9 protein-coding genes are annotated in these 16,571 nt (G+C 31.8%); all 9 read left to right on the top strand.

The genetic code is table 11. From position 1 onward, the window contains the following. Positions 1 to 229 precede the first annotated feature (229 nt). Positions 230 to 1,567: a T9SS type A sorting domain-containing protein gene (locus WHD07_RS07865; protein WP_343330732.1), complete on the top strand. Its 1,338-nt coding sequence runs from the start codon at positions 230 to 232 to the stop codon at positions 1,565 to 1,567. Positions 1,568 to 1,895: 328 nt separating this feature from the next. Further along, entirely contained in the window at positions 1,896 to 4,661 is a 2,766-nt protein-coding gene (locus WHD07_RS07860) for a T9SS type A sorting domain-containing protein (RefSeq protein ID WP_343330731.1), read from the top strand. Between the two features lie 25 nt (positions 4,662 to 4,686). Then, positions 4,687 to 4,866 (top strand): hypothetical protein, encoded by a 180-nt coding sequence (locus WHD07_RS07855; protein ID WP_343330730.1) that lies wholly within the window; start codon positions 4,687 to 4,689, stop codon positions 4,864 to 4,866. Positions 4,867 to 5,027: 161 nt separating this feature from the next. Further along, entirely contained in the window at positions 5,028 to 7,862 is a 2,835-nt protein-coding gene (locus WHD07_RS07850) for a PQQ-binding-like beta-propeller repeat protein (RefSeq protein ID WP_343330729.1), read from the top strand. Positions 7,863 to 7,979: 117 nt separating this feature from the next. Next, entirely contained in the window at positions 7,980 to 9,527 is a 1,548-nt protein-coding gene (locus WHD07_RS07845; protein ID WP_343330728.1) for a T9SS type A sorting domain-containing protein, read from the top strand. Between the two features lie 11 nt (positions 9,528 to 9,538). Next, the gene (locus WHD07_RS07840) at positions 9,539 to 11,005 is read left to right on the top strand and encodes a sulfatase (RefSeq protein ID WP_343330727.1); all 1,467 of its coding nucleotides are present in this window, start codon (positions 9,539 to 9,541) and stop codon (positions 11,003 to 11,005) included. Between the two features lie 10 nt (positions 11,006 to 11,015). Beyond that, positions 11,016 to 12,821 carry an alpha-1,3-galactosidase-related protein gene (locus tag WHD07_RS07835; RefSeq protein WP_343330726.1) on the top strand — a complete coding sequence of 602 codons (1,806 nt, stop codon included), beginning with the start codon at positions 11,016 to 11,018 and terminating at the stop codon, positions 12,819 to 12,821. 25 nt (positions 12,822 to 12,846) lie between these two features. After that, complete coding sequence (locus tag WHD07_RS07830; protein WP_343330725.1) at positions 12,847 to 14,223, top strand: sialate O-acetylesterase; 1,377 nt, start codon at positions 12,847 to 12,849, stop codon at positions 14,221 to 14,223. Positions 14,224 to 14,248: 25 nt separating this feature from the next. Then, on the top strand, positions 14,249 to 16,567 hold the full coding sequence (locus WHD07_RS07825; protein ID WP_343330724.1) for an alpha-amylase family protein: 2,319 nt from the start codon (positions 14,249 to 14,251) through the stop codon (positions 16,565 to 16,567). The last annotated feature ends 4 nt before the right edge of the window (positions 16,568 to 16,571 follow it).

Below are 16,571 nucleotides of genomic sequence, written 5' to 3'. Positions count from 1 at the left end.
CGTTGAGTGATTTTATTTTTTATACTAATAAAAGTAAAGTATAGACTTATGGTCGCCTTTTTTAACCTTTTTTCTTCATAATATGTAAAATTTTACAAGTATTGTAAATAGTTGCTTACTCTATTCATTTATAGTTATTTACTAAAAACAACATTGTTTTTATTTTTAGATACAAAGAAAATTAACGTGTTTTCTTTCTTTGAGGTAAACAATTTAATATCTAATTATTATGAAAAAAAGAATACTTAAAACATTTTTATTCTTAGGCTTTACGTTTTTTGCTTTAAGCCTAAGTGCTCAAACATTTACATTTAGTTCTGGTTTAGAAGGTTGGTCTGCTAGCTTTGGTTCTAACGGAGCAGTAACGCATGCTGCAACAGAAGGAGTTGCTAATGATGGAGCATTACAACTAAATAGAACAACAGATAATGCTAATTTTGGTATTAAGGTTGGTGCTAACGATGTAACAGAAACAGGGATTGATGCAGATGCTACCAAATTTATAAGAATTAAATATAAAAATGGTACAAAAGGAACTTCTATTCGAATTGGTGGTAAAAATGTAGATGATGCAGCAATTAAAACCGATAATAACAAAAATGTTGATTTTAATATTTTAGCTCCAGACTCTAACGAGTATGTTGTTTCTTATATAGATATGAGTGATATTGCCTTATGGAAAGGTACTATTACTAATTTCTATATAATGGTAAGAAAAAATAGTGCTTCAGATACAGGAGATTTTTTCTTAGATGAAATAGAATTTTTAACATCTATGCCAGCTGCTACTTTTAGTGAGTTTATTAAAAACCCAAGTTTTGATGGGCCTACAGGTACAGCTCATCTTACCGGAGATGTAGATTTTGCTACTAGAGGATTGACTACAACAGAGTTTCATGATGGTGGTCAAAGTTTAGGATTTAATTTTAGCGCAGACGCTACCAAACCTTTTTGGAATTTTACACTTCATGAAAAAACATATCCAAGTGTATATACTGCGGGTTCAGATATCCAAATTAAAATGTGGGTAAAAACAAATAGAGTTGCACCTATAAAAATATCATCAAGAGTAAAGTTGTCTTTAGGTGGCACTGAAATAGATGGTAAACCAATTGCTACTGTAAGTACAACAAATACAACTATGGATTGGGAAGAGCTAACTTTTAATATAGAAGTTACTGAAGACTTTGATGGAATTATTTTTTGGTTTGGGATAGATTGGACTGATGATACGGAAGGAGAGGTGGTAGAAAACTTAAATGCTGGAGATATGGTTTATATAGACCAAATGACTGCAACTCTTACCTTAGATAATGTTTTAAATGTAGAAAACAACGTTTTAGATGGTACTAACGTTTATGTAAATAATAAAACGCAAACTTTAAACGTAAAGGCTCCTTTAAACAGTAGCTTAGAAATGTATAATATTTTAGGAAGTAAAGTAAAAGATATCCAAAAATTAAATGAAAACAGTGCGGTTTCTTTAGCAGGTATGACAAGCGGAATTTATATAGTAAGAGTAACTTCTGAAGGTAAATCTAAAACAAAGAAAGTTATAGTAAAATAATTACTTTCTTTCAAATTACCCCCCAATTAGCCTCAACTTATTTTTAAGTTGAGGCTTTCTTATTAAATAATACGACTTATAATAGAACCAAATACAATGTAGTACGAAACAAGAGATTTGTACGGAAACAAACATTTTATGTATTACAGAATACAGTAAAAGATAACTTAAGTAGTTAATTGCCAAAGAATTCTAATATAGGTGCATCAATATAGAATACTATAAAGGTAATTTTGATTAGTTAGGTGGTAAAAATTAAGAATAGAGAACAAAACTACGGTTGTAGTTTTACAACAATAACAATTAACTTAAATTAAATTTAAAAATTATGAAGAAAAGAGGACTTAAAAAATCATTTTTATTACTGGCTATCCTAGGGTTAGTTAGTTTTAATATGAATGCGCAATTATATCAATTCGCTTCAGATACTGAAGGATGGTCAAATGGTTTTCAAATGGCAAGCACAACCTTTGATGATGACGATGCAACCAATGGTTGGACAAATGATGGGGGGTTAATACTTACTAGAACAAGTAACAATGCGACAATTAATGCACCAGCTCCATTAAATGGTACCGTAAATAACTATATGAAAATTCGTGTAAAAAATGAATCAGGTGCAACTTCAATTCGTTTTGCTGTTCAAGAAGATAAACCAGGAGGAGGTTTTACTACAATATGGTTAACCCAAAGTATAGATGCTAATTCAGCTGTATTTAAAACGTATTATATAAAATTGGATGGGCCAGAAACTATAGGTAGTGGAGAATGGGCTCAAAGTGGTCAAGCAGCAAATCAACCAGATAGTCCTTCTTTTTGGGGTGAAGCTACAGAAACAGTATTTCTATTATTTAGAGGTGGTTATGTTGATGATGCTAGTACACCAGGTGTAGAGGAAGGAGGAAAACAAATATTTGTTGAGTCTATTGAGTTTTTAAATATTCAAAGTGCATCTACTTACGCGGAGTTTGTGGGAGCTGAATCAGCTGATATTTCTACTCCAGGTACTATAGAACCTACATTAAATGGTAACGCAAATACTACAGGGGTCTTTTTTCCTGGTGGTGGATCTAGAATAGGTTCTTTTTCAGATACACAGGTTTTTGAAGGAGATTATAGTTTTAAGATGGAAACTAGTAATGCTGGTACAGCTGATGTTAGTGGAATTTTTATAGGTAGTGGTGCTGGTAATCCTGCTGGTTCAAAATTTACAACAACAGCTGCAGGAAAGCATTTAATGGTTCTTAATGTATACATTGAGTCTGGTAATCCTGCAAGAATTCAAACAAATTTCGATGCAAGTTCAACGTCTAGATTTCAAACAATTAATTGGGATACCGAAGATTTAGAGAAAGGTAAATGGCATAGATTAACTCAAGAAATTACTTTTAGAAATTTAGATAATACTGCAGATGCAGTGGTTTCAGACGGTGTAAAAACTACTATTAAAGTTGCTGCAGATAATGGTAATTCTGTTGTTGTTTATGTTGATGGTTTAGAGGCAATTGCTGATGCTGATTATATTTCTACTACAGGAACTTCTGCTGGTTGGAGTTTAGGTACAACATGGGATAGCGGTTTAGAGCCAACTGCAACAGATATAGTTTATATTAAAAATAATGTTAATATTTTCTTTGATAGTGAGGTTGCTAAAGAAATATTTGTAAATGATGGTAATGTACTTACTTTAACAGCTGGTGCTAATAGATCTTTAACTGTAGATGAATTACATACAAATAAGACAGGATCTGTTGTAGCGGAAACAGGTACATCGCTTATTGTTAATAATTTAGCAACAGGAGGAAAAGTAACTTACAAAAGAGAATTAAGTTATACTGCTGGTAATCTAGAAGGATGGCATTTAATTGCTGCTCCAGTAGTTGGTCAAGCATATGGTACAGGAACAACTTGGATAGCTGATAACGATATTGCAAGTGGAACTGGAACTAACAAAGGAATTGCTACTTACAATAATGCTGTTGCCGCTAGCAATTGGAGTTATTCAGATGGTTCTGCAAGTTCTTTTACAAACGGGAAAGGGTATTCTATGAAGAGAGGAACTAATACAGGAGATGTTTCTTTTACTGGTAGTGTTAATACAAAAGGTGTTACATCTGCAATTACTGTAGGTGCAGGAACACCTTTTAATTTAGTAGGTAATCCTTATACGTCATATATTAATAGTGCTACTTTTTTAACAACAAATACAGCTTTGTTAACAAGTCAAACTATTTGGATCTGGAATCCATCAACTAAAAACTATGATGCTAAAGTTACTGGAGATGATTTTAAAGTAGCGCCAGGTCAAGGTTTCTTTGTAAGTGCTACTGCAGGAGGAAACGTTAGTTTTGCAAAAGCAATTCAAAGTCATGAATCTCCTGATACTTTTTTAAGATCTGAAGCTAAACCAGAAATTATTTTAAATGTAACTAACGGAAAGCTTAATAGATTTGCAAGAGTATACTATGCTAACAATGCAACTAAATCTTTTGATAATGGTTTAGACGGAGCAACTTTTACAGGTTTACCAAATGAATTAGATGTGTTTACTAATTTATTGGATGGTAATTCAGGTGAAGCTTTCCAAGTTCAAGGATTGCCAAACGCAGATTTAGAAAAGATGGTTGTACCTGTAGGTGTTAAGGTAGAAGGTACTCAAGAAATTACTTTTACAGCTGAGGCATTAAATATTCCTTCAGGATTAAATATTTACTTAGAAGATAGACAAGAAAATGTATTTACGCAATTAAATGAAGTAAATGCTGAATATAAAGTTTCTGTATCAGAAGCATCTAATGGTATTGGTCGTTTTTACCTTCATACTAGAAGTTCTGCTTTATCTACAGAAGATGATGTTATTTTAAATAGCGTAAGCATCTTTAAATCTGATCGTTCAACTTTAAAAATAGCAGGATTGAAAAATGGAAAAGCAGCTGTTTCTTTATTTAATATTCATGGAAAAAATGTAATGAATGCTTCTTTTGATACTAATGGTGTTAAAGAAATTGCTTTACCAAAATTAGCAACAGGTGTTTATATTGTTCAGTTAACCACTGAATCTGGAAAATTAAGTAAGAAAATCATTTTAGAATAATATTAACGAGAAAAAAAGATATATCATGAAAAAAAATATAAAAACAAACACAGAAAACAATCAAGAAATTTCTCGTAAGGATGCTTTAAAAAAGATTGGTAATTACGGTAAATATGCGGCATTAACAGCTTTAGGTACTTATCTAATCTTAAATCCGCAGAAAGCACAAGCTCAAAGTCCAGAAGCTCCTGGTACAGGGTTTTAACTTGTTTATCTTTTTAATTTAAAAGAAAGCGCTACATATTTATGTAGCGCTTTTTATGTATTAAAACGTTGCTTTACGTTCAAAGACGTTAAATATATCTACAGATACAATTTGGAAACTTTAAATCACTTATTTTATAAAAAGTTTAAAATCCATTATAAATGAATCAGAGTTTAAAAAAGTATGTACTAATTGCTACTACGTTGTTAATTAGTTTTAATTGCGTTTCTAATACACTTCCTGCACTTAAAAAAAGTAAGGCAATTGTAAGTATAGAAACTGGTTTTACCATTTTAAAAGTAAGATCTGCAGTCAATAAAGAAGGAACTTATATTGTAGCCAGTAGTTATGAAGGTACTTTGTTAGGCGTTTCTGATACAGGAAAAATACTTTGGAAAAATGCCTTATCGGGTTTTATGAATCATGATATTTGGGTAAGAGATTTAGATAATGATGGTGCAGATGAAATACTAGTTGCCAATGCAAATGGTACAATTTATTGTTTAGATTCTAAAGGAAAACTGTTGTGGCAGTTTAAAAAGAACAGTGCGCCAATGTATGCAGTTACTGCAATTAAAAAAGACCATAAGATGTTTGTGGTTGCTGGCGGATTGGATAAAAGTATGTACTATTTAGATGCAAAAGGAAAATTTCTAAAAGAAATTAAATCGGCAACATATTCTATAGAAAAAGTAAGAAAAAGTACAACAGGAACAAGAGTTCCAAATAAAAGTGAAAGTGCTGCCAACTTTATAAGAACCATTCAAAATAAAGACAATACTGAAACACTGGTTGTTTTAGGAACCAATAATCACATGAATGTGGTGGGGACATTATACTTTTTTAATGCTTTTGAAGAACTTCCTTTTAAGAAAACCCCTATAAAAGCGGGTAAAAATGTAAAAGGGAAATTAAGAATTAGACCCATTGGCGATTTTAGAGTTGTAGATATTAATAACGATGGAAATAAGGAAATTGTTTTAGGTGCTTCTGCACATGCTAGCGATTTATTAGTGTCTACCTATAGTATTTTAAAGGATGAATTTACTTTTAATAAAATTAACAAAGTAAAATTTGGCTATGATATTGCGCAGTCTGAAATCATAAAACAAAACGGTGAAACTACTTATTTTACAAAAGTGGGAAGCCAAATACATTTGTACAAACCGAATTCGTTAGAAAAAGATGTAGAAAGATTAGAAGGTAAATATGCCTATAATGATTTGTGGAAAGTTCCTGAAACAGGCAAAATAATTTTAGCGAGTGCACAAAGTGGAGGTAGCCAAATTCATATTATAGATACCAATGATAAAGGTTGGAAAAAAGAATTTGAAAATTTAGAACCAGAAGGAAAAATAGCTTCTATTTTAAAGAACACAAAATCGATTAGAGACCATTTAAAAAATTATACAAAACCAAATTTCGAAAATAAATCGCAAACGGTTTATTTTATGACCGAAAAGGTGCCTAATAATTTATTGAATTTAAAAAACAAGATTTCAAATTCTTATGATTCGCCAATATTTTTGAATTCTATGCATTTAAGAAACGTAGAAAAGTGGGACAGATCTCAAATGAACAATCAGAAATATAAAAATGCAAAAGACAGAAGAAAAAAATATACCTTAACACAAAAAGAGTCTATCGATTTAATTACTAAAGGCTATGAAGACAATCCGGGAGTTGCATATTGGGCAGGTCATGGTAACGATCCTTATATGTTTCAGTTAAGCACTACAAAAGCGGTTATAGACAAATCAAAAGGTAAAAAGAAGGTTTTAATTTATCCAGAAATGGAAGATCATTCAGAGAATTTATCGTTTTTGGTAAACGATTTGGTATATCCTTTGGCAGAATATGCAAAAGATAAAAACACTACTATTTTTTTAAGATCTAAACATGTTTCTTGGTTAGGAAGTAATTACCAGAAACCTTGGGCAAGATTAATGTCTGGTGAATTTGCAGATGTTTTTGTGCCTTCTATGGAGGAAACTACAGACAAATCTATGGAGCTAAGTTTGGCGGGTAGAACGGGTATGTGGGCAAGTGGCGCTGTAAATTCTTGGGGAACACGCGCTGTGCCAGATAACACTACTTTTGATAGAGCTAGGCAATTAGGATACCAAAGATTGCCAAATCATTTTTTAAGAATGTTGATTTTTCATACGTCAAATGGCGCGCAATTCATCAATAATTTTGCAGTAGACCAAGATTATTTAAGCATTTATTGGGAGTTGATAGCAAAAGGAGCATTGTATGTACCAAAAAGAAATGAAATTTTAAGTTTTTCTCCGGTTCATCTAAGTATGAAAGCACCAGATCATCATTTTTTAGATGATGGTTCTAACGTAAAATGGAATGTTTTTTATGATGAAGAATTTGAGAAGAATAATCCGTTTGTAATGAGTAGATTAAATGGTTCTTGGCCAGCGGCACCGGTTACAGAATGGGATTTTTCTAGATATGCTGCAGGGGTTAAAGAAAGAAGATTAAATTTCTTAGCGCCTTATGAAAACGGATTGGTGATGATTACGCCGCCACAAAACGGAGTTTTTGCAGATAAAAATGCACCAAGAGGTACCTTAGTGAACAACCTACATCCGTTGTATAAAAACATCATGAAAGAGTACATTACAGATGGTCGTAATTACTATTCTGCAGATGGAAAACAAACTTTTAAAGCAGATGAATATTATAAGGTTATAGAAAAAGATCTTAAAGCTAGTTCTAAAAAATTACCAATAACTGTTGCTGGAGATGTTGCTTGGGTAGTTGCGCAAACTTCACCAAAACATTTACGATTAACCATATTAGATAGCGGATATATCAATCCGGAAGAGCGTACTGCAATTGTTCATTTTAACAACATCAACATAAAAAAGATAACAGATATTTTAAGTAAAGAAGAGTTTAAAGTACAAAACTCCTCACTAGAAATAAACATTCCTGTAGGTGCTTTTAGGTTTATAGATATTGAGCTAGAGCAAGCATTGTAGCAAGAAATTATTGATAGATACAATTTATGTATCCGTAAAAACAAAGTAAAGAGTAATCTTAATGAACTTTACATCTATAATCTTGTACTTAAAAAGACGGGAGCTTTAATTTTTTAAATGATGATAAAAACACCTTTTTTTATACTATTTTTTGTTATTAATTTTCAGTGTTTTTATGCTCAGATAGATAACGAAGCTAACTTTTATACGTCGGTTGCAAATGCAAATTTTAATAAAAATTTAGTTTCAGATTATAATGTCGATAATGATTTTACTACAGATGATAGCTCCAAACTAGAAGATGCCATCAATGATATTTCATCCAACGGAGGTGGAATTTTAACCATACCTGCAGGTGATTATTCTTTTGGTGACATCAACCTAAAATCAAATGTTCATATTGAGGTGCATCCCAATGTGGTGATCAGGCCTTTTTATGAAATTCCGAGTAATGGAAAATTAAAGAATTCTGCTATTTTTAATTTAGGAGATAATACAAGTCCTATCAAAAATGTGAGTATTAAAAGTTCAACAGGAAATAGATTTACGGTAGATTTAACGCATAACAACAACCCAAATATAGCCGTTGTAAGTTGTGGTAAAGTTTCCAACTTTGTGGTTGCTAATTTTAATGTACTTGATAGTTTTACAAAATTTTCAGCAGTAACTTTTGGTGGCGATTTTTATAATGAAGAATATACTTTTCCAGAAAACGGCATTGTAAAAGATATTGATATTCAGAATGCACATTATGGTTATGGAGTAGTGCAAACCCAATCTGCAGAAAACATATTGTTTAAAGATTTATCAGGAACAGGCGGCGCAACCTTGCGTTTAGAAACAGGGTTTACAGGATTAAATGACTTACAAGGAACCAATTTACCATCGGGAGTAAAAAGAGTAGGCGGAATTGATAAAATAGTAGCAAGAAATATTTCATGTACAAATGGTAATTCGGCATTAATGATTTCTCCGCATGCTTTGCATAACGGAACCGTTGATGCAGAAGGTATTCATAGTATAAGTGCTGGTTTTGCAGTAAGAGTAGAAGGCGGCTTTATATCTAATAAATACGATCAAACCATTGGTTTAACAAAAGGGACTTTCGAGTTTGTTAGGGTTAAAAATGTAACGGCAACTTATGGAGAGAATGCAGAAATAAAAGCAAAACATTTTCATTTATATCCACAAGAAATAACACCTCCTACTACGTTGGCTAGTTATATTTCTGAGGATGAAACAGAAGTTTATGTAGGTGCTGCAATTGCACCTGTGTTGGCAGATACTAATTATACCTGCACAAATGGTGTAAAAACGGTGGTTGTAGAAGAACCTGTTGTGGGTACTGGATTTGAGTATCAAGAAGATATTATTCCTGCGGAATATTTAACGATTAATTGCGCTGCATTGTCTGTTGATGATAATAAAACAGGTGAAAACGCAGTAAAAATAGTTCCCAATCCGAGTACTGGTTTTATCAATTTAAAGAATATCAATAACTTTAAAAAAGCAACAATTTATAATATTTCTGGGCAATGGGTTAAAACAATTAATGGTAATGATTCTTCTAGAAATGTTGATGTTAGAATTTTAAAACCTGGAGTATATTTTGTGAAAATTAATGCTGATATAGCTTCTTTTACAAGAAAATTAATAATTCAATAAAAAGAGTGTACATGAAATCAAACTTTTTAAAAATACTATTTGTAGTTGTTTCAATAACCTTTGTAGGTTGTTCAGAGAAGCAAAAAGAAGTTGCTCAAGTTAAAAAAAGCAATCAGCCTAACATTATTTTATTTGTTGCAGACGATCATGGTATAGATGCAATTGGTGCTTATGGAAATCCCGTTATAAAAACACCAAATTTAGATCAATTAGCTTCTGAAGGAGTAAAGTTTACAAACGCATATTGCACCAGTGCAAGTTGCGCTGCGAGTAGATCTGTAATTCTTTCAGGGAAATTTGGTCATGCAACAGGTTCTTATGGTCACGTGCATGATTATCATCATTTTAGTACCTATGACACAGAAACGTCTTTACCTGTAATTATGGAAAAGGCTGGGTATGAAACGGCTAGAATTGGTAAATATCATGTGGCTCCAGAAAAAGTATATCACTTTAACCAAGTGTTAGAAGCAGATCCAAGAAATACGGTAGAAATGGCAGAACAATGTGCCGATGTTTTAAAGTCTGGTAAACCTTTCTTTTTGTATTTCTGTACAGATGATCCTCATAGAGGGCAACCTTTTGAGCCAGAACAATGGGACACGCCTAACAATTTTGGGAACAAACCAGCAGGGTATAAAGGTGTAGAAACAATTACTTACAATCCGGAAGATGTTTTAGTGCCTTCTTTTTTACCAGACACAAAACAGACAAGAGAAGAAATTGCACAGTATTACCAAAGTATTTCTAGAATAGACCAAGGTTTTGGGAAATTAATGAAAATGCTTAAAGATACAGGGAAAGCAGACAATACCATTGTTATTTATATTTCTGATAACGGAATGGCTTTTCCGGGAGCAAAAACTACCGTATATGAGCCAGGTATAAAATTGCCATGTATTATAAAAGATCCTTTAAAAGATATAAAAGGAACCATAAATACAGCTATGATTTCTTGGGTAGATTTAACGCCAACTATTTTAGATATGGCAAAAATTGATTATAAGAAAGAACAGTTTCACGGAAAATCATTCAATACTATTTTAGAAAAAACAACTTCGAAAGGTTGGGATGAGGTATATGCGTCTCATACATTTCATGAAATTACCATGTATTACCCAATGAGAGTGGTAAGAAATAAAAATTACAAATTAATTTGGAATGTTGCTTGGCGTTTAGAATATCCATTCGCATCCGATTTATGGGCATCTTCTACTTGGCAAAGTATTTACAGAAATGACATAGAAAATTTTGGTCCAAGAAAAGTACAAGACTATCTTTTTAGAGCAGAGTTTGAGTTGTATGATTTAGAAAAAGACCCAAATGAATTAAACAATTTGGCAACAAATAAAGAGTATACTTCGGTATTAGAATCGATGAAAACAAAAATGAAAAAATTTCAAAAAGAAACATCAGATCCTTGGATGATTATGTGGGGACACGATGCTTCATTACAAGGAACAGGAGTTAATTTATAAAATAAAGTACATGAAAAATACCCTATTAAAAAGCATTACCGTTTTAGTTTTTATACTTACCATTGGTTGTAATGCAACAGAAATTATCAATATAAAACATGCCGAAGGAGATATGACTTTGGTAGTAAGAGAAGCTATTGAAGGTGCAAAAACCAAAGACATAAAATTGGTGTTTGAAAAAGGAAATTACTTTTTTAAAACAGATTATGCAATTGGTAAATTCTTGTACATTACAAATCATGGAAATGGATTTAAAAAAATAATTTTCAATTTTGAAGGATTTAATTCTGTAGAAATAGAAGGTAATAATTCTGAATTTATTTTTAGAGGTCAGACTTTACCATTTGTTTTTGATGGTTTGAATAAGGTGGATGTAAAAAATGTAACCTTAGACTGGGACATTCCTTTTTCTTTTCAAGGAGATGTTGTTGCAATTAATAAAAAAGAACAATGGTATGAGTTGAAACCTTATACAAAAGGATATTCATGGAAGTTAAGAAAAGGTAGAATAGAATTTCCAGGAATAAATCATTTTAACTTTACTTCTTTGGGAAGTTCTTTGCCTCATAATAAAGAAACCAAAGCAGTAGATTATGGTGCTTGGGATAGTAGTTTACAATCTAATTTTGTAGAAAAAAGACCAAATGGAGTTTTACGTTTTTATGATAAAAATTTAAAAAAGTATCCAAGAGTAGGCGCTGTTTTACAATCGAAAGGAGATAAATTAAACAACAGATACGCACCTGCATTTTTAACTAGAAATTCTAAAAACATTGAGTTTAATAATGTTACAATTCACCATGCATTAGGAATGGGTTTTTTGTTTGAAAGATCAGAAGATATTCAAATTTTAAATTCGGGAATCTATATTAGAGAAGGTTCAGATAGAGTAATGTCTATTGTGGCAGATGCTACACATTTTGCAAACTGTAAAGGAGATATTTTAATTGAAGGTTGCCGTTTAGAAGGGATGTATGATGATGGTACAAATGTACATGGGACTTATGTGGAAGTAGATAAGATTTTAGATAACAAAACCATTAGAATCGCTTTAAAACACGACCAACAAATGGGATTTGAGTTTGCTGGTGTAAACGATGAAATTTGGTTTATAAAGCAACCAAACCCACAAAGAGCAGAAACAAATACCGTAACTTCTGTAAGAGTTCTTAATGATTATTTTTCTGATATTACCTTTAAGAATGAAATTCCTGCGGATTTAAAAATAGGAGATATTTTAGAAAACAAAACATGGAATCCTACATTTACCATGCGTAAAAATGTAATTAGAGATCATAGAGCAAGAAACATCATTATTAAAACACCTAAAAAAATTATTATAGAAGATAATGATTTGTCTTCTATGATGTCTTCAATTATGTTGCGAGGAGAAACTTTTTATTGGTTTGAATCTGGTAATGTAGAAGAGGTGATTATTAGAAATAACAGGTTTGTAGATTGTGCTTATGGTGGTTCTGAACATGCAATTTTAAAAGTATCTCCAAGATTAGGAAAGACTTTTGATAGCACAATAACCTATGATAGAAATATCACTTTCGAGAACAATACCATAGAAACTTTTGGGAATAGAATTGTTTGGGCAGATAGAGTAGATGGCTTAATCATTAAAGGAAATAAAATAAAGCAAACTACCACTTTTAAACCACAATTTCCGGATGCTAATATGTTCGATTTGATGTTTTGTAAGAATGTAGAAATTACTAATAATACTTATTCAGGAAGCAATAAAAATATATTAAAAGCGGATGAAACTTCTCAAAAGGATTTAAAATTTAAAAATAATACGGGTTTTTAACATGTATAAACTATTAAAAAATAAAATGAAGACTGCTTGCATTTTAGTCGTCTTTTTGGTTTCTCAGTTTGTAGCGGGGCAAGTTACTCCTAATGCATTGTTTCAAGATCACATGGTGTTGCAGCGCAATAAACCCATTGCTGTTTTTGGAAAAGCTGGTAAAGAAAAACAAGTAATTGTTACCTTTAAAGGGAAAACCTACAAAGCAAAAGTAGAGAATAACAATTGGAAGGTTTTTTTAGATGAAACGAAAGCGGGCGGACCTTATACATTAAGTATTAAAGGGGAAAATGAAATAATTCTTTCTGATATTTTGATAGGAGAGGTTTGGTTGTGTTCTGGTCAATCTAATATGGAAATGCCAGTAAGTGGCAATAAAGGGCAACCCATTAACAAAAGTAATTTAGCTATTTTAAATAGTGAAAATTCTCAATTACGATTTTTTAAAGTAAAAAAAAATAATTCAAAAACTCCTTTAAATTCCTGTGAAGGAAATTGGAAACTTGCAGCACCTAATTCTGTTAAAGATTTTAGTGCCACTGCTTATTTTTATGGAAAAATGCTTCAAGAAAAATTAGGAGTACCTGTTGGACTTATTAATAGTAGTTGGGGCGGAACTCCTGCAGAAGCTTGGACACCAAGTGAAATTATACAAACGGAATTTAAAGATTTTAAAGGGTGGAATAAAAAGACAAAAACGCCTCAAAAAAATCCTTCGGTATTGTATAACGGAATGATTCATCCATTAAAACCATTTACGTTTAAAGGTGTTATTTGGTATCAAGGCGAAGCAAATAAAAATTATTATCAAAATTACCACCAATTGTTTTCATCCATGATAAAAAGTTGGAGAACAGCATGGAATCAAGGAGACTTTCCTTTTTACTTTGTTCAAATAGCACCGTTAAGTTGGGGAGGAGAAAACCAAGCATATTTGCGTGAAGCGCAATTAAAAACCATGCTTTCGGTTCCTAATACAGGGATGGCCGTTACATTAGATATCGGAGAGAAAGAATGTATACATCCTGCCGAAAAGCAAAAAGTGGGTGAACGTTTGGCGTTGTGGGCTTTGGCTAAAAACTATGGATTTAAAGATATTCAATATTCCGGTCCAGTTTATAAAGAGATGAATGTTAAAGCTAATAAAGTAACCTTAACATTTGATTATGCGCCATTAGGAGTTTTTAATTTTGGTAAAAAAATGGATGGTTTTAAAGTGGCAGGAGAAGACAAAATATTTTACCAAGCAGAAGCCAAAATTACAAAAGGAAAATTAGAAGTTTGGAGTGATAAGGTTTTAAAGCCTGTAGCAGTTCGTTACGGTTGGGACGCTTGGGTAGATGGGGCATTATTTAATACCGCCAAATTACCAGCATCTTCTTTTAGAACAGACAACTGGTAATTAGTAGAAATTTTAAAACGTAATTATGATTTTAAATAAAGTAAAACATACAATTAAATCTGTATTCAAAAAAAGTGTATTAGGTGTTTTTTTGCTAGTTGCTATTGTTATCAATGCGCAAGATTTAGAAAAAGAAGCAAACTCTAAAATTAAAACCTTAGAAAAATTAATAAAGAAAGCAAGTAAAAAAAATATCGATGTTTTAAAAGAAAAAACCACGATTAGAACTGCAGAAGTTTTTTTAAAGTTTGCCAATTGGGATGAGAAAAATATTGCTGTAAACACAAAATTATTTAAGAAAGTTCCTTCTTTTAAAGAAGAAGCACCTAAAATGGCAGCAAATTTGGCTTCTTTTGAAAGAAAAGATATCAATGTAATGTTAGACAAATCGATTGCAGAAATAACTTCTTTAATTGATGGTGAAACCTTTAGAAAAGAAAGTGTACAAGTAGATTGGGCAAAGGTTTCTGTAGATAAAGATCAACTAACCTATAATAATCGTCCTGTTTTTTTAGCAGATTACACATGGAAACCAGAAACAAAAGAGCTCAATGAATTTCATGGAAATCAAGATGGATTCTTTTTAACGCCAACGTATGTAGTAAAAGAAAACGGAACGATAAACCCTAAAAAAATGGAAGAATTAGAGGGGAAGTCAACCGGTTCTTTTGGCTTTATTTTTATGAATCATAAAGGCGTGCCAAAATGGTCTAAAGAAAAATTTGGACCTCATTTTTCTATGAGAGAAGATACGTATACGGGGTACGATATAGACAATCCTGGAGCAAGATATCTTCAAGAAAAATTGTTAGAAGGAGTGGTTCCTAAAATGGCGGGTAAAAACTTTAGTAAGTTAGGATATATGCTATGTAACGAACCTCATTTTTTTACATATACAGATGCTAAAAAGAAAAAATTACCTTGGGCTTCTGGTGGCGTTTCTCATTTTACTATTGATAAATTTAAAGATTGGTTATCAAAAAAACACAAAAATATTGCCAATTTAAACAGCGTTTGGAATTCAGATTTTAAAGATTTTAATGACGTAAAAATTGATATTCCTATTGATATTAGTTTAAAAGGATCGCCAATTTGGTATGATTGGGCTGCTTTTAATATGGATAGAGTTACTGAGTGGTATGCATTCTTAAAAAAAGAAATTACAAAGCACGATGCAAATGCAAAAGTGCATTTAAAAATAATGCCCAATCTTTGGACCGATAATAAAAGAGTGCATGGTATCGATTTAGAGGCTTTAACAGATTTAAGTGGAATTGTAGGGAATGATTCTGGTGCAGACCACACATATACTTGGGGAAAACCTCACGAATGGCAAAAGAAATATGCTTTTGAATGGAGAGAGTTGTGTATGGGATTTGATTTTATGAAATCTGTAAGTCCTAATAAAATTAATTTTAATTCAGAATTACATTATTTATCAACCGTAAGATCTCGTAATTTATATTTAGATCCAAGTTATGCAAGAGCTACATTTTGGTTGGCACATTCTTATGGTATGACCGCAAGTCAGATTTGGTATTGGCCAAGAGCAGCGGATGGCTCTATTTCTAAAAAAGCGCTTAATGATAAAGGATATGCAGGTTCTAACAATCAACAACCAAGAGTAACCAATGAAGTTGCCATGACGTTAATTGATTTGAATTCGAATTCAGAAGAAATTATGTCTATTCAAAGACAACGCAAACCCATACGGTTGTTCTATTCTAAAACATCGGCAATTAATAAAAAAGAGCACATGGATGATCTTTATCATTTGTATGAAGGTTTAAATTTTGAAGGTGTTTCTTTAGGGTTTGTCACTGAAAATATCATCAAAAAACAAGATGCTAAAAATTGGGATGTGGTGGCAGTTTTTAAAACTCCTTTTGTTACAAATGATGAATTAAAAGTGCTACAAACCTATTTAAACAATGGAGGAACCGTAATCGTTGATGATAAAAGTTTGCTAAAAAACGAATATGGCAAAGAACTTCCTGGTTTAACTGAAGGTAAAGGAACCATAATTCAATTGAATTCTGTTGCTGAAATTAAAGAGAAAGCATTCTCAATTTTAAATGAAAAAAATCTACTTTCTGATGTTGTTTTAGAAGAAACAAATGCCATCGGTACAAAAGGTTGTATTTGGAAAGTGGTGAAAAATGAAAAAGGAAACAATGTTTTATCAGTTGTAAATGTTGGTAAATCGGATGCTTCACTTAAAATTTCTTTAAAAGGAAGTACCAACATTATTTGTAAAGATTTAATAAAAGGAATACCAGTTTCATCAACACCAACTTTAAAACCACATGAAGTTTATTTTGTTGAGGTAACTTCTAAAAAATAAGTAA

The sequence above is a fragment of the Polaribacter staleyi genome, assembly GCF_038024045.1.
Taxonomy (GTDB): domain Bacteria; phylum Bacteroidota; class Bacteroidia; order Flavobacteriales; family Flavobacteriaceae; genus Polaribacter; species Polaribacter butkevichii.
The sequence above is the reverse complement of the archived record's forward strand: the minus strand, read 5'-3'. Positions and strand labels throughout refer to the sequence as shown.